Source organism: Achromobacter sp. (assembly GCF_050285585.1).
Taxonomy (GTDB): Bacteria; Pseudomonadota; Gammaproteobacteria; order Burkholderiales; family Burkholderiaceae_B; genus Achromobacter.
Genome location: NZ_JBLZXF010000004.1, coordinates 239,290 through 256,321 on the forward strand (window position 1 = coordinate 239,290; position 17,032 = coordinate 256,321).

General features: G+C 66.0%; 16 protein-coding genes. 5 read left to right on the plus strand and 11 right to left on the minus strand.

Annotated features, from left to right (window positions below):
* Positions 1 to 211: 211 nt before the first annotated feature.
* The 10 genes from aspS to ACN6PJ_RS08760 all read right to left on the minus strand — a co-directional run bounded on the left by aspS (position 212) and on the right by ACN6PJ_RS08760 (position 11,050).
* Entirely contained in the window at positions 212 to 1,996 is a 1,785-nt protein-coding gene (aspS, locus tag ACN6PJ_RS08715) for an aspartate--tRNA ligase (protein WP_427995465.1), read from the minus strand.
* A gap of 41 nt (positions 1,997 to 2,037) precedes the next feature.
* On the minus strand, positions 2,038 to 2,703 hold the full coding sequence (locus tag ACN6PJ_RS08720; protein ID WP_427995541.1) for a DUF502 domain-containing protein: 666 nt from the start codon (positions 2,701 to 2,703) through the stop codon (positions 2,038 to 2,040).
* Positions 2,704 to 2,719: 16 nt separating this feature from the next.
* The gene (locus ACN6PJ_RS08725; protein ID WP_427995466.1) at positions 2,720 to 3,046 is read right to left on the minus strand and encodes an FmdB family zinc ribbon protein; all 327 of its coding nucleotides are present in this window, start codon (positions 3,044 to 3,046) and stop codon (positions 2,720 to 2,722) included.
* A 219-nt stretch (positions 3,047 to 3,265) separates the two neighbouring features.
* Positions 3,266 to 4,549 carry a putative Na+/H+ antiporter gene (locus ACN6PJ_RS08730; RefSeq protein WP_427995467.1) on the minus strand — a complete coding sequence of 428 codons (1,284 nt, stop codon included), beginning with the start codon at positions 4,547 to 4,549 and terminating at the stop codon, positions 3,266 to 3,268.
* Positions 4,550 to 4,683: 134 nt separating this feature from the next.
* Entirely contained in the window at positions 4,684 to 5,580 is an 897-nt protein-coding gene (locus ACN6PJ_RS08735; protein ID WP_427995468.1) for a DUF6999 family protein, read from the minus strand.
* Positions 5,577 to 7,517, minus strand: a complete 1,941-nt coding sequence (locus ACN6PJ_RS08740; protein WP_427995469.1) for an iron-containing redox enzyme family protein — start codon at positions 7,515 to 7,517, stop codon at positions 5,577 to 5,579. The genes ACN6PJ_RS08735 and ACN6PJ_RS08740 overlap by 4 nt, the downstream gene beginning before the upstream one ends.
* Positions 7,518 to 7,550: 33 nt before the next feature.
* Positions 7,551 to 8,483 carry a fatty acid desaturase gene (locus tag ACN6PJ_RS08745; protein WP_427995470.1) on the minus strand — a complete coding sequence of 311 codons (933 nt, stop codon included), beginning with the start codon at positions 8,481 to 8,483 and terminating at the stop codon, positions 7,551 to 7,553.
* On the minus strand, positions 8,443 to 9,219 hold the full coding sequence (locus tag ACN6PJ_RS08750; RefSeq protein WP_427995471.1) for a sterol desaturase family protein: 777 nt from the start codon (positions 9,217 to 9,219) through the stop codon (positions 8,443 to 8,445). The genes ACN6PJ_RS08745 and ACN6PJ_RS08750 overlap by 41 nt, the downstream gene beginning before the upstream one ends.
* Before the next feature lie 125 nt (positions 9,220 to 9,344).
* On the minus strand, positions 9,345 to 10,238 hold the full coding sequence (gene dapA / locus ACN6PJ_RS08755) for a 4-hydroxy-tetrahydrodipicolinate synthase (protein ID WP_427995472.1): 894 nt from the start codon (positions 10,236 to 10,238) through the stop codon (positions 9,345 to 9,347).
* A gap of 326 nt (positions 10,239 to 10,564) precedes the next feature.
* Positions 10,565 to 11,050 (minus strand): GAF domain-containing protein, encoded by a 486-nt coding sequence (locus ACN6PJ_RS08760; protein ID WP_427995473.1) that lies wholly within the window; start codon positions 11,048 to 11,050, stop codon positions 10,565 to 10,567.
* A 176-nt stretch (positions 11,051 to 11,226) separates the two neighbouring features.
* On the opposite strand from ACN6PJ_RS08760, the gene ACN6PJ_RS08765 reads away from it, so the two are divergent.
* From ACN6PJ_RS08765 to ACN6PJ_RS08785, 5 genes are all read left to right on the plus strand, one after another.
* Positions 11,227 to 12,426, plus strand: coding sequence for a PLP-dependent aminotransferase family protein (locus ACN6PJ_RS08765; protein WP_427995474.1), 1,200 nt, complete (start codon positions 11,227 to 11,229; stop codon positions 12,424 to 12,426).
* 206 nt (positions 12,427 to 12,632) lie between these two features.
* Positions 12,633 to 13,559: a 4-hydroxybenzoate octaprenyltransferase gene (gene ubiA / locus ACN6PJ_RS08770; RefSeq protein ID WP_427995475.1), complete on the plus strand. Its 927-nt coding sequence runs from the start codon at positions 12,633 to 12,635 to the stop codon at positions 13,557 to 13,559.
* A gap of 66 nt (positions 13,560 to 13,625) precedes the next feature.
* Positions 13,626 to 14,030 carry a DUF1090 domain-containing protein gene (locus ACN6PJ_RS08775; RefSeq protein ID WP_427995476.1) on the plus strand — a complete coding sequence of 135 codons (405 nt, stop codon included), beginning with the start codon at positions 13,626 to 13,628 and terminating at the stop codon, positions 14,028 to 14,030.
* A gap of 318 nt (positions 14,031 to 14,348) precedes the next feature.
* Positions 14,349 to 14,741: a DUF4148 domain-containing protein gene (locus ACN6PJ_RS08780; RefSeq protein ID WP_427995477.1), complete on the plus strand. Its 393-nt coding sequence runs from the start codon at positions 14,349 to 14,351 to the stop codon at positions 14,739 to 14,741.
* Between the two features lie 204 nt (positions 14,742 to 14,945).
* Positions 14,946 to 16,070, plus strand: a complete 1,125-nt coding sequence (locus tag ACN6PJ_RS08785) for a saccharopine dehydrogenase C-terminal domain-containing protein (RefSeq protein ID WP_427995478.1) — start codon at positions 14,946 to 14,948, stop codon at positions 16,068 to 16,070.
* Between the two features lie 20 nt (positions 16,071 to 16,090).
* Here ACN6PJ_RS08785 and glcC read toward each other — a convergent pair whose 3' ends face one another.
* Positions 16,091 to 16,855, minus strand: coding sequence for a transcriptional regulator GlcC (gene glcC / locus ACN6PJ_RS08790; protein ID WP_427995479.1), 765 nt, complete (start codon positions 16,853 to 16,855; stop codon positions 16,091 to 16,093).
* Between the last annotated feature and the right edge of the window lie 177 nt (positions 16,856 to 17,032).

Genomic DNA, 17,032 nt, shown 5'->3' on the forward strand with positions numbered 1-17,032 from the left:
CGTTTGCCAGATTACTCCAATTCAGAAGACAGTTGCTGCGCTTGCGACGCACAGCTGCCTTCCAGGAACAACTGCTTTCGTTCACTGCGCAATCGAGGCACGAACGCCGCAAGCGAACAATGCCCCCAAGCCGGGCCGCACGGATCCGGGCTCCGCCGGTCCGTAGCGGCGCCCCCCCTGGGGGAAGCGCCTCCGGCGTTTCAGGGGGGGTCTACTTCTCTACGTTGCGCAAGCGGATGTGCAGTTCGCGCAGCTGCTTCTCGTCGACCTCCGACGGCGCTTGCGTCAGCAGACACTGGGCGCGCTGGGTCTTGGGGAAGGCGATCACGTCGCGGATCGATTCGGCGCCGGTCATCATCGTCACGATGCGGTCCAGGCCGAAGGCGATGCCGCCATGCGGAGGCGCGCCGTACTGCAGCGCGTCCAGCAGGAAGCCGAACTTCTCGCGAGCTTCCTCGGCGCCGATCTTCAACGCGCGGAACACCTTGCTCTGCACTTCCTCGCGGTGGATACGGACCGAGCCGCCGCCGATTTCCCAGCCGTTCAGCACCATGTCGTAGGCCTTGGCGAACGCCTTGCTGGGATCGGATTCCAGGAAGTCCTCGTGGCCGTCCTTGGGGCTGGTGAACGGGTGGTGGGCGGCGGTGTAGCGGCCGTCTTCCTCGTCGTATTCGAACATCGGGAAGTCGACCACCCACAGCGGCTTCCAGCCGGCCGTGAACAGGCCCGTCTTCTTGCCGAATTCGCTGTGACCGATCTTCACGCGCAGCGCGCCGATGGCGTCGTTGACGACCTTCTCGCGGTCCGCGCCAAAGAAGATGATGTCGCCGTCCTGCGCGCCGGTGCGCTTGACCAGTTCAGCCAGCGCGGCGTCGTGCAGGTTCTTGACGATGGGCGATTGCAGGCCGTCGCGGCCCTTGGCCACGTCGTTGACCTTGATGTAGGCCAGGCCCTTGGCGCCGTAGATGCCGACGAACTGGGTGTAGCCGTCGATCTCGCTGCGCGACATCTCGGCACCGCCCGGCACGCGCAGGGCGACCACGCGGCTGCCCGGGGCCGTCGCTGCGGCGGCGAACACCTTGAAGTCCACGTCGCGCATGACGTCGGTCATGTCGGTGAACTCCAGATTCACGCGCAGGTCCGGCTTGTCGGAACCATAACGGCGCATGGCTTCGGTCCAGGGCATGATCGGGAACGGCGAAGGCAGCTCGACGTCCTGCACCACCTTGAAGACGTGGCGGATCATGCTTTCGAAGATTTCACGGATCTCGACTTCGTTCAGGAACGAGGTTTCGCAATCGATCTGGGTGAATTCCGGCTGGCGGTCGGCGCGCAGGTCTTCGTCGCGGAAGCACTTGGTGATCTGATAGTAGCGGTCGAAGCCCGACACCATCAGCATCTGCTTGAACAGCTGCGGCGACTGCGGCAGCGCGAAGAAATGGCCTGCGTTCACGCGCGAGGGAACCAGGTAGTCGCGCGCGCCTTCGGGCGTGCTCTTGGTCAGCATCGGGGTTTCGATATCGATGAAACCCAGCTGGTCCAGGAACTTGCGGACTTCGATCGACACGCGGTAGCGCAGCATCAGGTTGCGCTGCATCTGCGGACGGCGCAGGTCCAGGACGCGATGCGTCAGGCGGGTGGTTTCCGACAGGTTGTCGTCATCCAGCTGGAACGGCGGCGTGACCGACGCATTCAGAATCTCGACTTCCTTGCAAAGCACTTCGACTTCGCCCGAGGCCAGCTCGGTGTTGGCGGTGCCCGCCGGACGCTCGCGCACCAGGCCGGTGACGCGGATGCAGAATTCGTTGCGCAGGCGCTCCGCGGTGGCGAAGGCGGCGTTGTCGGGATCGAACACGATCTGGGCCAGGCCCGCGCGGTCGCGCAAGTCGATGAAGATGACCCCGCCGTGGTCGCGGCGGCGGTTCACCCAGCCGTACAGGGTGACAGTCTGGCCGAGATGGTCACGGCAAACCTGGCCGGTGTAGCAGGTACGCATGCGGGATGACTCCGTTTATGTGCTTGGTTGTAGCGTAAGGGTTACGAATCGGCGCGAGGCGTGTTCTGTTCGCCGGGCGCCGGGACGGGCGGCGCCGGCCGGCTCGCAGGCGCCGGGGCCTGGACCGGGGCGACGACGCCCATGGAAACGATGTACTTCAAGGCCGCGTCCACGCTCATCTGCAGGTCGATGGCGTCGGCGCGCGGCAACATAAGGAAAAAACCCGATGTGGGGTTCGGCGTTGTCGGCACGTACACGCTGATGTGGTCGCCGGGCAACCGGTCGGCCACTTCGCCGCTGGGCGTGCCGGTGACGAACGCGATGGTCCAGCTGCCCGCGCGCGGGTACTGCACCAGCACGGCTCGGCGGAAGGCCTGCCCGTTCGGGGCGAGCACGGTATCGCTGACCTGCTTGACCGAGTTGTAGATGGACCGCACCAGGGGGATGCGTCCCAGCAGGCTTTCCCACTGGTCCACCATCGTGCGGCCGATCAGGTTGGCGGCGAATATGCCCGTCAAAAGCACCACCGCCACGACCAGGACGAAGCGGAAACCGGGAATGTCGATGCCGAACAGCGATTCGGACGACAGGAAGCCGGGCACGAACCCTTCCAGGGTGGCGACCAGCAGGCCCAGTACCCACACCGTGATGACCAGGGGTACCCAGATCAGCAGGCCGGTGATGAAGTACTTCTTGATGACGCGCATACGCATCGGACGCGCTCTAGGAAGCGGGGCTGCCGGCGGCGGGTGCCGCGGGCGCCGCCGCAGCGGCGGGTGCCGCGGGCGCCGCCGCAGCGGCGGGCGCGGCGGCGCTTTCGGCAGGCGCCGGCGTGCCGGTCGAGGCGCCCTGGCCGGAGCCGCCGCCGTTGCCACGGAAGTCCGTGACATACCAGCCGGAGCCCTTGAGCTGGAATCCAGCCGCGGTCACCTGCTTGGAAAACGTGCTCTGGCCGCATTCGGGGCAAACCGAAAGCGGCGCATCGGAAATCTTCTGCAAGACGTCTTTGGCATGGCCGCAGGCGCTGCATTTGTAAGCGTAGATGGGCATCGAGGGCTCCCAGGCGCGGGCCCGGCATATCAAAAGCCGCCTGGCGCCGGACGGAATATCCGGGGTCGGATCAGGTCGCAAACCGGATCCGGGCCAAAGCGGCGGGTGGGCGAGGCCGGAAAAATACGGGGAAAGTCTTGAATTTTAGCGGTTTTTCATGAACCCTCGGTGTCCGCCCCTGGCTGCCCGCCCGGCGGACCTCCCGGGGGCCCCGCCGACCTATACGGGAAGCAGGAACATGACGGCCGCGACCAGGGTCGGCGCAAGGGCCGACAGGAACAGCCTCCCGGAAGAAATGCTGCCGTCCGGGAAGTGGTTCTTGAGGATGGCGAAACCCGCCGGATTGGGCGCGTTGGCGATGACGGTCAGACCGCCTCCGGTCACCGCCCCGGCCACCAGCATATAACGCCACGCCTCGTGGGTGCCTTCCACCAGCGAGCCCAGATAGGTCAGCGCGGCGTTATCGGTAATGGCCGTGAGCGCGGTGGCGCCCCAGAACAGGACGAAGGGTTCGAGGCCGCCCAGCAGATCCTGCAGCCACCATTTCTGCAGGCCCCCCAGCACCACCAGCCCGGCCAGGAAGAAGCCCACCATCAGCCCCTCTTTGATCATCAGGCGGCTCTGGTGGCGCTTGTAGGCTTCCGAAAAACCGATGAACATCATCAGCAGGCCCAGGAAGATGGCCGGATGGTGCGCGCTGAGCACCACGGCGACCAGGAAGCCCAGGTGCACCAGCATGACCAGCACGGGAACCGGGGGACGCGAATCCGCGCCTTCCGGCGCGTCCACGCCGCCGCCCGTGCCCACCGAACGCTCCATCAGCGCCTTGCGGCAGACCAGCGTCAACAAGCCGGCGTTCAGGCAGACGGCCACGGCCGCGCGCCAGCCGAAGTGCTGCATCATGAAGGTGGAATCCCAACCGAAGGTGGATGCCACCATCAGCACGGGCGGCGCCGCATAAGAGGTCAGCACACCGCCGATGGAGACGTTGACGAACAGCACGCCCAGCGTCAGGTATTTGAAGCCCGCGCGTCCGCTGGTGCGGAAATAGGCGTCGCGCAACAGGATGGCCGCCAGCGTCATGGCGGCCGGCTCCGTGATGAACGAGCCGCCCAGCGGAACCAGCGACATCACGACGAAGAAAGTGGCCAATTCGCGCGGCAGCGGCAGCGCGCGCGCCGCCAGGCGCACCAACAGCCCCACCAATTCCAGGATGGGCCGGCTGGCCGCCACCACCATGATGACGAAGACGAACAGCGGCTCGGTGAAGTTGCGCGTGTCCATGTACTCGATGGCATGCGACGGCCCGGACAGCGCCGCCATCGCCACGATCAGCACGAACGCCCATACGCCGAAAACGGCCTCGACCTCGGAGAACAGGTGCCAGAAACCCGCATGCGGCCCGCCGCGATGCGCGAGCCGCGCGAAGACGGGGACCGAGAATGTATGAAGAACCGCCACGGCGAACAGGAGGGTGGCGATGACTTCAAGTGTCTGGGGCATGTAAACGGCTTCCGGAAGAAAAGTTCAAACCGCGCGGACGCCGCCCAGCGGGGACCTGCGGACAAGGGTCGCAATATAGCGCAAGCCCTCCGCCGTGTAACGCAGGGTCAACACCAAGACCCCTGGGCTACCTCCTACGCGATCGGCGCCGGCGGTTCCCCGCCCTCTTGCGCCGCCTTCATTTCCATCAGCAGGCTATGCAGCATTTCGGTGGACAGTCCGTGCAGCACCAGCCGATATCCCGCGCGCAACGTCGACATCGGCACCAGCGGATGGTTGTTATTGACCAGGATCAGATGCTGCGGCGCGCCCAGCAGCTTGGCCGCGTAGATGCCGATGGTCTCGTCCAGCTGCAGCGAATTCGCCGCGCGCCAGAAATCGTTGTCGGTCAGCATCAGCTGGTACAACGGGGTGAACAGTTCGATGGCGCTTTGCAGGTCCAGGAAGTTCAGCTTGCGCTGGGGCATGTCCTCCAGCAGCAGTTCCGGATCGCGGATCATCGAGAAATCGACGCTTTCCGGCGCATGCATCTCCATGCCCGCATCGCGCAGCGCCTGGTTCAGGCGGATGACGAAGTTGAAGAGGTTCAGGTCGTGTTTGACGAAAAGCTCGTCCTTCAGGTCATCGATGTTGCGTGGCTCCAGCGGCGTGGTCGTGACCGGCACCGGCGAATTGGCCGCGATGAAGGACAGGATCTGCGCGCCCAGGTGGAAGTGGCGCAGGATCAGCCAGTTGGCCTCGGGCGACACGAAGCGCTTGAGTCCCCACGCCAGGATGCGGTGCAGCAGCCTGGAATGCGACCAGCGGCGCGGCAGGAAGGTCTTGATGACCTGGATCAGGATGATGAAGGCGCGCGCCAGCGGCCGCAGGAACGGCAGCAGGTACTGGCGCGAGGCGCAACTGGAATCCGTCAGCCACGCCTTCTTCACCTTATCGGGCAAGGGCGTGCTGCGGTCCAGGTAGAGCGCCAGCCAGGGGCTGGGGTCGGCGGGATCGTGCGCCTTGGCAAGGAATTCGGGCTCTTTGCTCATGAGGCGTCGCCTTCCATCACGTGGTGAAACTGCATCAGGTACAGCGCCGCCGTGCGGCGCGCGGTGTCGACGATGCGCCGTTCCGCGCGGCCGTCCTCGTCGCAGTCCAGCGCCAGCTCCACCGCCGACAACCAGCGCGCCAGGTGATGTTCGTCGTTGTGGCCGTGGTATTCCAGGAAGCGGAAAGCGTCGGGCGGCAGCTTCAGGCTGGCCCTGAGCAGCGGCAGCAACGCCGGCACGATGCGCTGGCCCGTGCCTTCGATGATGTAGATGGCGCCCAGCAGCCCGATGGGATCGCGCGTGGCGGCCAGGCCGTGCAGATAGGCATTCAGCGCTTCGCCGCCGGGGTTGCGGCGCAAGGCGTCGATGTCGGCCACCTCGCCGCCCGCATTGCGGTAGTCCTGGAACAGGATCTGGAAGTCGTTCTGCTCTTCGCCGGCATGCGTGTCGATCAGCGCGGCCAGCGGCGCGTACTGCTCCGACAGCGAGGCCGCGCCTTCGCGCATCCATTTGCTGCCCTCGCGCACCTGCGGGATCCAGTGCTCCATCCAGTTCAGATAGTCGGCCGTCTGGAATTGGCGGTTGCGCAGGCGCCGCACCACTGGCGTGCGCCACACGCGCGAACGGTAGTCGTGCCAGATGGCGGCCAGTTCGGTCAGCAGCTGGCCCAGGCCCTGCGGCGCCATGTCCGGATCGTGCGGCGGCGCGATCGCGTCGGCATCGCCGCTGTGCGCGTCGTCGCGCGGCGCGGCAATGGCCGTCGCCGCTGCGGCAGGCGCGCCCGCCGCGACCTGCGGGGCGTGGACGACCTCGGCTTCCAGCAGCATGTAGGCGGCCATGAAGCGGCCCGATTCCGGGATGTAGCAGAAGATCTGCTCGCCCGGCTTCACCTCCCGCGTTTCCAGGAATTCCGCCAGCATGATCAGGATGGACGCCGCGCCGGTATTGCCGCGCCAAGCCAGGTTGCTGAACCAGCGTTCGCGCGGGATCACCAGCCCGGCCTTCTCCATCAGGTCTTCCACCACCGGAATGAATTTCTCGGACGAGTAATGGCACAGGAAGTGGTCCACCTGGTCCGGGTCCAGCCAGCCATCGCGCACCAGCTTGGCGTATTCATGGATGCCGATGTCGAACAGGTGCGGCAACAGGCGGATGTCCTGGCGCAGCGACAGCGCGCCATCGGCCTCCGCCTCGTTCCAGGAGGGATAGTCCAGGTGGCCGCGGGCGCGATCGGCCGACAGGCCCAGTTGCATGCATACCGGATAGTCGCCCGAGAACGAACGCTGGTGCACCCATTTCAGGCGCAGGCGCACGCCCTGCGAAGCGCCCGGCAGCGGCTGCCCGGTATTGCCCAGCAGCACCGCTCCCGCGCCGTCCGACAGCATCCAGCGCAGGAAGTGCGCGTCGAAGTCGGCGTCGTAGCCTCGGGCCGCGAAACGCGAACGCTTGAACAGCCGCGAAGGCAGTTCGCTGGCCACGGCCAGCGCGCGCGCGTGGCCGCCCAGTTCCACGCCCTGCGCGGCCGTCTGGATGGCCGACACGCCGGCCGCGCAGATGCCGTGCACCGAGACGGTTTCCATGGGCTGCGCGGCCAGCTCGCCTTGGATCATGTTGGAAAACCCCGGCATCAGCGCGTCGCCGCCCGATGAGCCGCTGGCCAGCAGGGACACGTCGGACAGGTCGCTGTCGTGGCGCCGCAGGCAATCGCGGATGGCGTTGGCCGCCAGCTGCGCGTTGGTAAAGACCGTGGCGCCTTCGGCATCGATCGCGTAGTAGCGCTGCTTGATGCCGTTCTCGGCCAGGATGCGGCCCTTGATGCGGCCGGACATGCGGTTCAGCGGCGCGATGTAGCTGTCCATGGCGTCGTTGGACACGGGCTCGCCCGGCATGAAATAGCCGGCGCTTTCCAGATAGACACGATGAAACGCAATGGGCATGGGAGGCCTCTGGTTGATGTATGGATTGCGGCGCTAGCGGATGTGTTCGGGCGCCATGCACGGACGGCTGCGGAAGCGCGGCAGGAACGTCCCCAGCACGAAAACACGGAACATATAGGGCGCCAGCCCGCGTTCGTTCAATGCCGGATTCACGCGGCCGCGGTAGCGCTCGCGATGCAGGCGGGTCAGCTCGGCCCAATGCACGCGCGAATGCTCGTGGTGCGCGGTGTGCAGGCCGATGTTGAACAGCAGCGGATTGACCAGCCCTTCGAAATTGCGGGCGTAGTTCAGGCCGGCGACCGCCCGGGGGCCGCCATCGGTGTGCGCGTGCTGCAGGTAGTTCGTGGCCAGCAGCCAATGCAGTCCGTGCAGCTGCGGAATGATGACGAACACCAGGGCCTTCGTGGGATTCGCGGCCAGCAGGCCGCCCCACAGGCCCAGCCAGGCGCCGTACTGCGCCATGCAGTAGCGCCATGCGCCCGGCCAGTGGCGGCGCAGGCGGCCCAGCCATGCGAAGAACAAGGGGTACAGCACCCGGACGGCCTGCGCCGGGTGGATCAGGTACCCCCACAGATGGTTCGTATCGCCCCCGAAACGGTAGGTGCGCGCCACGTCCTGCGCGCCATGACGATAGCGGTGGTGGTTCGCCACGTGCGCCGGATAGAAGACGAAGGTGGGGTGCCCTTGCATCAGGGTGATCCAGAAATCGGTGGCGCGATTGGCCCAACGGCCCCGCCACATCCGAAGATGGGTGTGGTTGTGGTGGATGACGCCCACGCCCAGGGTCAGGAACAGCATCAGCCCGTACAGGGGCCACCAGAACCCATGCACCCATTGCCAGGCCGCCAGCGCGGGCAGGGCGGCCAGATAGGCCAGGCTCTGCCAGTCGCGCCGGTTGCGCAGCGCCGGCCGCCAGCGCGGCGCCTCAGGCCCGCCCGCCAAGCGACTCTCGCTGCCGGAAAGCATCCAGCTGGGGCGCGGCCGCCTCGGCCTTGAGCCGGGTGCGGAACAGGCGGTCCATGAAGGTGAACTGGAAACCGTAGTTGCCGTTGTAGCAGGCGTGGTGCAGATGATGCCGGCGGCTGGCGGCGAACCAGTGCGCGTAGGAAACGCGGGGAAAGAAATCGTAGTTGGCGTGCCCGATGCAATTGAAGAACAGGCTGAACAGCGGCACGGACGCCAGCGACCAGAAGCTGAAATCGTGCAGCACCATGGGCAGCAGGATCACGTTGCCCAGCATCAGGGCTTCGATGGGATGGAAGCTGTATGTGGAGAACGGCGTGGTCACGACGGACCGGTGGTGCGGGAGATGGAAGCGGCGCAACGGCTTCGTGTGCAGGAGCCGGTGGTTGATCCAGAAATGCACGTCGTTCCAAGCCACCAGCACCAGGATCTCGACCAGGATCTGCCGCCAGCCAGCATCCGGGTCCAGGTGCGCCCACCCCAGCTGCAGCAGGCCCCACGGGAAGATCATGCCGGTGCCGAACAGCAGGATGGACAAGCCGGATTGGGCGAATTCGCGCCGCAGCTGCCCGGGCGCGAGCGGACGGGGATCCAGCGTGCGCCCGATGCCCAGCGCGGGCAGGAGATAGTGCGTCAACAGCCAGGTGGCCGCGCCGAAGACCAGGTAAATGCCACCAAAGAACAGCAGGCCCGCCAGCATGACCTGCCAGGCGGACAAGGCTTCAAAAGCTTGGGCCATGAACGTTTTGTTTCACCCGAGGAATGGCCGCATCATAAGCAATCCGTCAGCTTCCGGGTGAGCCATTCATTACAAAATGAATCAGAACACCACAAAGCTGGCGGGTTGCTCACGAACGCCGCCGTCTACTGATAAGGATAGCGGCGGTTCAGGCCGCTCACCGCCGCGTCCATGCGCGCGGCCAGGGCCTCGCTGGCCCGCGGCATCGGCTGTCGCAGCTCCGCGCTCAGCAGGCCCTGGCGCCCCAGTTGCGCCTTCACGGGACCGGGATTGGGCTCGGCGAACGTCAGCTGGATCACCGGGACCAGCGCATGGAAGAGCTGCCGGGCCTGATCCAGCTGCTGGGCGCGCAGCGCCCGGTACATGGCCACGAACAGGTCCGGGCGGATATGCGCCGCCGCCGCGATCATGCCGGCGCCGCCCATGCTCATCACGGACAGCGATTGCAGGTCCTCGCCGGCCAGCACGTTCATATTGCCGTCGGCGATCAGCGCGACCGTCTTCTCCAGCGAGCCGCCGCAGTCCTTGATCGCCGCGATGTTCGGATGCGCCGCCAGCGCAAGCAGGGTCGAGGTGTCCAGCGTCGCGCCCGTGCGGTACGGGATGTCGTAGAGCACCAGGGGAAAGCGCGAGGCGTCGGCCAGGCAGCGGAAATAGGCGGCGGCGCCTTCCTGGCCGGGGCGCACGTAATACGGCGCGGGCGCCAGGATGCCGGCCAGCGGGCGCGTGCCGAACGCCGCCAGGCGCTGCAACACGTGTCCCTGGTGGTTGCCGGCCAGGCCCATGACGACGGGCAGCGGGCCCGCTTCCGTCAGCACGGCGTCAAGCACGGCCAGCTGTTCGGCGTCGTCCAGGGACGCGGCCTCGCCCGTGCTGCCGCACACGACCAGCCCGTCCACGCCGGCGGCCGCGTAATGGCGCACCAGGCGGCGCAAGGCACCGCCGTCCACGGCGCCGCCGGAAAACGGCGTGACGAGCGGCACCCAGACGCCCTGGATCGGAGATTGGTGAGATTGCATGAGAACACTCCTTCGGTGTAAGCGGACCGTGGTTGGACCGTACAGAAGTGCTCGGGATATCAGGGGGATGCGCGGACGGCGCCAAGCGCCGCCAGGAGGCCGCTGTTCCGTCGCCCATCTGACGGAACAGCATGCTCCGGTCAGATGAGCGGCTGTTTTTTGGATTTCAGGCCAGCGCAAGCCAGCACCACGCCCACGGCGCGGAACAGGAAAGCGGATTGGTAGGCCTGACGAATCATGGATTGGGAAATGCGGTTGGCGGCAAGCGCGAAAATCGCTGAAGCGGAAATCTACCGGGAGCCCGCGGCCGTGTCAACGGCGCCGGATCAGCCCAGGCTGGCCAAAAACACCGCGCACAGCGCTTCCATGCCCTTGCGGTCGTCTTCGTCGAAGCGGCCCGGCAGGGGGCTGTCCACATCCCAGACGCCGATCAGCGCGCCGTCCAGCACCAGCGGCACGACGATCTCGGAACGCGAGGCCGCGTCGCAGGCGATATGGCCGGGAAAGGCGTGCACGTCGGGCACCAGCTGCGTCTGGCGCTGGCTGGCGGCGGCGCCGCACACGCCGCGATGCAGCGGAATCCGCACGCAGGCAGGCTTGCCCTGGAATGGCCCCAGCACCAGTTCGGCGCCGTCGAAGAAATAGAAACCGGCCCAGTTCAGGTCGGGCAGGGCCTGATAGGCCAGCGCGCTCAGGTTGGCGGCATTGGCGATACGGTCTCGCTCGCCTTCCAGCAGGGCGCGCGCCTGGGCGGCCAGCTCGGCATACAGGGCGGTCTTGGAATCTGCGGTGATCGGGGCGGTTTCGAACATGGAAATGTAACTGTACAGGCGATTATCGGCACAGGTGATTTTAGGGGGTCCGCGCATTATGGGGGCCGGGCCGCCGCCGTGTGGGACAATACTTTTCGCCACATTTTTCAACCGGGCCTCCCGAAGGGAAAAAAACGCCCGACCTTTCCTACCCCTTCTTGATCAAGAAGCACTCCATGGACAAGCCTCTCGAACCTGCGTTTTCCTTCTCGGAACGCGCCCAGCAACTCACCAGCTCCGCCATCCGCGAGATCCTCAAGGTAACCGAGCGTCCCGAAGTCATTTCGTTCGCCGGCGGCCTGCCGGCGCCGGGCGGCTTCCCGGTAGAAGTGGTGCGAGAGGCATTCGACAAGGTATTGGCCACCAACGGCCGCGCCGCCTTGCAATACGGCCCGACCGAAGGCTACGCGCCGCTGCGCCAATGGGTCGCCGACGACCTGAACAGCGCGGGCGCGAACGTCACCGCCGACCAGATCCTGATCGTGTCGGGCTCGCAGCAGGCGCTCGACCTGCTGGGCAAGGTGCTGATCGACAAGGACAGCAAGGTGCTCGTCGAGGACCCCAGCTACCTGGGCGCCCTGCAATCGTTCAGCCTGTACCAGCCGACGTTCACGCCGGTGCCCACCGATGAGGGCGGCCTGATCCCGGAAGCCATCACTCCCGAACTGGCCGACGGCGCCCGCTTCCTGTATGCGCTGCCCAACTTCCAGAACCCCACCGGCCGCACGCTCAACCTGGAACGCCGTATCGCGCTGGTCAAGCGCGCGGCGGAACTGGACCTGACCATCGTCGAAGACGATCCCTACGGCGAACTGCGCTACGCCGGCGAGCCGCAACCCGGCCTGATCGCGCTGGCCGCCGAGCACGGCGCCAACGTCGTCCGCCTGGGCACGTTCTCGAAGGTGCTGGCCCCCGGCCTGCGCCTGGGCTACATCGCCGCCGCGCGCCCGCTGATCAACAAGCTGGTCCAGGCCAAGCAGGCCACCGACCTGCACACGCCCACCCTGACCCAGATGGCCGTGTACGAGATCGTCAAGGGCGGCTTCCTGAAAGAGCACCTGCCGAACGTGCGAGAAATCTACCGCGCGCAGGGCAGCTGCATGCTGGAGGCCATCACCCGCGAATTCCCGTCGACCGTCACGTGGACCAAGCCGGAAGGCGGCATGTTCATCTGGCTGACGCTGCCCGAGCACATCGACAGCACCAAGCTGCTGGAGAAGGCCATCGCGCAGAACGTGGCGTTCGTGCCGGGCGCGCCGTTCTACTGCGGCGCCGGCAAAGCCAACACGCTGCGCCTGAGCTTCGCCACCGTGCCGGAAGACAAGATCCGCACGGGCATCGCCATCCTCGGCAAATTGCTGAAAGAGGAGGCTTGAGCCTCCTTCCCCGAAGCGCCCGCGGCGCCTCCCCCCAAAGGGAGGCGCCGGCGACGGACCGGCGGAGCCGGATCCGTGTCGCCTCGCTTGGCGGCATTTGCCGCCAATGACGCGGGCGCTCGTGGCAGATCAAGCGGCGGTCAGGCTGGAGCCTGGCCGTTGTTGTTTTATGCTGTTGGTTTTCCCACCTCCGTTTCGCCGTGACAGTGAGCGCCCCCCAACAATCTCCCGTGGACCTCAGTGACATCGTCTTCACCGACTGGGTCGAACGCTGGCTGCCGAAATCGTGGCGGCCCTATGCCCGGCTTTGCCGCCTGGACCGCCCCATCGGCACCTGGCTGACCCTGCTGCCGGCAATCGCCGCGCTCGTCCAGGCCGCGGGCGGCCTGCCCGACTTGCAACGGCTGATCGTATTTTCGCTGGGCGCGCTGCTCATGCGGGGCATCGGTTGCACGGTGAACGACATGTGCGACCGCAACTTCGACAAGCATGTCGAGCGCACGCGCTTCCGCCCCTTGACCAGCGGCCAGCTCACGATGAAGCATGCCGTGTGGTTCCTGCTCGGGCAGTTGCTGGTCTGCGGTTCGCTGCTGTTCTTCCTTAACGAGATGAGCCGCTGGCTGGCGGTGGCGGTGCTGCCGTTCGTCTTCATCTATCCGCTGTGCAAGCGCGTCACCTATTGGCCGCAGGTCGTGCTGGGCATCTGCTTCAACTGGGGCATGCTGATGGCCTGGTCGGACACCCAGAACCACGTGCCGCTGGCCGCCATCGCGATGTGGGCGGGCGCCGTGCTGTGGCAGGTCGGCTATGACAGCATCTATGCCTACGTGGACGTCCGGGACGACCGCAGCCTGGGACTGCACTCCACCGCCATGCGTTTCGGCGACCAGGGCAAGCTCTGGATCGGCGGCTTCTACCTGGGCACCGTCGTGCTGTGGGCCTGGGGCGGCTACGCCATCGGCTTGTCGTGGGCGTACCAGGTCGGCATGGCCGCGGTGGCAGTGCACCTGGCATGGCAGTTGAAGGTTTTCGACATCCAGCGCCCGGATCGCAACTTCATGCTTTTCCGCGCCAATCTCTGGCTGGGCGCCTTGCTGGTGGCGGCCGCGCTGGCGGGCACGCTGATCCGTTGAAGCGCATTGCGTGGCGCGCGCACGCGGGCGATGATTGAATCTCCGACACATCTTACGGAGATCCGCATGCCCGCTTTGCTCAAATCCCTGGCCCTGGCCGCCGCGGCGGCGGCCGCCTTCGCTGCTGCCCCGGCCCAGGCCGCCAGCGACTGCTCGGCCCAGCGCGGCTGCGCCGCCAAGTTCTGCCACATCGAAAACGATATCGCCGCCGCCCAGGCGCAGAACAATACGCGCCGCGAAGCCGGCTTGCGCAAAGCCCTGGCGGAAGCCAAGGCGAACTGCAGCGACAGCCGCCTGCAATCGCAACGCGAGGCCGACGTGCGTGACAAGCAGGCCAAGGTGGCCGAGCGCGAAAGCGAGCTCAAGCAGGCCCGGGCCAAGGGCAAGCAGGACAAGATCGACAAGGCCCAGCGCAAGCTGGACGAAGCCAAGGCGGAATACGACGCCGCGCTGGCCGAACTGAACCGCTGATCCCCCCTTCCCCTTGCCGGCCTCGGCGTAGTTCCGGGGCCGCGCGCCCTTCGCTTCCCCCCCTTCTTCCTTCCAGGCTACCGCCTTCTGCGCGGAGGGCCGCCCATGGCGTCATCAAATGGAAATATCACCATCCATGGCACCATTTGGCAAAACCAAAAGTGATTAGCCCAGATTTTGGAAAGATGTTTTCAGGTAATAAGGGTTTATCCCAGGGTGTTTTGAGCACAGAATGCATCTCATCGGGACACAGCAAGCGAACCCCTGGCAATCACGCCAGCCGTTCGGCTCCCAAGCTCAAGACATCGGAGGTCTGCCATGAAAACCCTTGCTACCGCTTTGATGCTGTCCATGTCCGTTCTGGCCGCCGGCGCCCAAGCCGCCGAAGCCGACCAAGGCCCCACCCGCGCCCAGGTCCAGGCCGAACTGCAACAAGCCAAGGTTTCCGGCCAATACACGTTCGGCGAAGAAGGCTACCCCGCCCCCATCGCCCAGACGTCGAGCCTGACTTCGCAACAGGTCCAGGCCGAACTGGCCCAGGCCAAGAATGCCGGCGAAGTGACGTTCGGCAACCTGGACTACCCGCCCGTCGCCGCCGCCGAACACACCGCGTCGCTGACCCGCGCCCAGGTCCAGACCGAACTGGCGCAGGCCAAGTCGGAAGGCCTGGTCACCTTCGGCAACCTGGACTACCCGCCCCTGGGCAGCTGATCCCCCCCGTGGCCCCCAAGGCCATGACCAGCGCCCAAGCCCTCCGGTGCAAGCCGGAGGGCTTTCTTTTTTGACGATACGACAGCCAATTAAGTCGAATCAACGTTATCTAAAGCCGATTCGACGTTTTAATGGCTACACATCGACAGCACCCCGGCATAGGATGAGACCACTTACCTCTCTTCCTCCGCAGGAGCGTGCGCCATGTCCATCGCATCCCCCCGTCCCATTCTTCTTCTGGGCGCCGGAAAAATCGGTTTTGCCATCGCCTTGATGCTGGAACGCAGCGGCGATTACTCGGTGCTGGTTGCCGACCAGGATCCCGTCCGGCTGCGCGCCGTGGCCGAACTCGGCTGCGAAACCCGGCGGATTTCGGACGATGACGCGCTGGCACGCTGCATCGAAGGCCGCTATGCCGTCGTCAACGCACTGCCCTTTCACCGCGCCATCGCGGTTGCCGGGCTGTGCGCCAAGGCCGGCGTGCACTACTTCGACCTGACCGAGGACGTGGCCAGCACGCACGCCATCCAGTCGCTGGCGGAAGAGGCGCGCAGCGTCCTGATGCCGCAATGCGGCCTGGCGCCCGGCTTCATCGGCATCGTCGGCAACGCGCTGGCGCGCCGCTTCGATACGCTGCTGGATCTGCGCATGCGCGTCGGCGCCCTGCCGCGCTATCCCTCCAACAGCCTGCGCTACAACCTGACCTGGAGTACGGAAGGGCTCATCAACGAATACTGCAACCCCTGCGAGGCCATCGTCGATGGGCAGCTCACGAGCGTGCCCGCCCTGGAAGGCTACGAGACCTTCGCGCTGGACGGCGTGGAATACGAGGCCTTCAACACCTCGGGCGGGCTGGGCACCCTGCCCGCCACGCTGGTCGGCCGCGCGCGCAACGTGGACTACAAGTCCGTGCGCTACCCCGGGCACCGCGACATCATGAAGCTGCTGCTCAATGATCTGCGCCTGCGCGACCGCCGCGACCTGCTGAAGGAAATCTTCGAGGCCGCCATCCCCACGACCGAACAGGATGTGATCGTGATCCAGGCCTCGGCATCGGGCCGCCGCAATGGCCGGCTGGAAGAAGAGTCGTATCCGGTGCGCATCTTCGGCACGGACGTCGACGGCCATCGCCTCAGCGCGATCCAGCTGTCCACGGCCGCGGGCATCTGCGCCGCGCTCGACCTGGTGGCGCAGGGCGTCCTGCCGCAGCGGGGATTCGTGGGCCAGGAAGCCATCGATCTGGAGACCTTCGTGCACAACCGCTACGGCCGGGTCTATGCGGGCAAGCCGCTGGCCCTCGCCGGCAAGGCCATGGCCGCCGACCGCTAAGCGCCCGATCCGCCGCGCGCCTACGTCCAGCCTTCCAGGCGCAGCGTGGCGCGCACCAGGCGCTGTTCTTCCTGCTCGATATCGGACAGGCTCTGGCGCACGCTGTCCACGTGGTCCGCCGCCGCCTTGCGCGCCTGCTCGGGCTGGCGCGCCGTAACGGCGTTGAACAGCCGCGCATGCTGCCGGTCGATCTGCCGTTTCTCGGGCTCGCGGTGGTACAGATTGTTCACGCAGGCGAACACGGATCCCAGCAGCAGGTCCGTCAGCGATTGCAGCGTATGCACCAGCACCGGATTGTGCGAGGCCTCGCAGATGGCCAGATGGAAGGCATGATCCAGGTGCGCGTGTGTCGTCGTGTCGGTCGCCGCGTCCTGCGCCGCCACCATTTCGTCATAGCGGCGGCGGATCATGATGAAATCCGCCTCGGTGCCGCGAATGGCCGCCAGCCGCGCCGACTCGGCCTCCAGCAGGGACCGCACTTCCAGCAGGTCGTACAGCGTGCGCGGCTGCGAATTGAACAGATGCATCAGGGGCCCGGCGTCCACCTTGGAGATCTGCGCCACGAACGACCCCTTGCCCTGCGAGGTGTGGATGATCTCGCGGGCCCGCAGGAGCTTCAGTCCTTCGCGCAGCGCAGTGCGCGACACGCCCAGTTTTTCGGTAAGGCGCCGTTCGGACGGCAATGCCTGGCCCGCCTTGAGCACGCCGTCCAGGATCAGGCGCTCGATGCGCTCGGCGACCTCGTCCGCCACCTGGCGGGGTTTTTCTACTGTTTCCGCGTACATTCACCCTCCGGACCAGTGGTATGACCAAGCTTGGTTCAGACAGGAGCCAGCGGATCACGCCTCGGTAAGTAGCTGATATAAAACCATAAAAATCCAAGCTTTGCCCGGTACTACAAAAATAAACTGGTATGACCAGATGGTTTTGATATGGACATTGCGACGGCCGCGAACGATGAT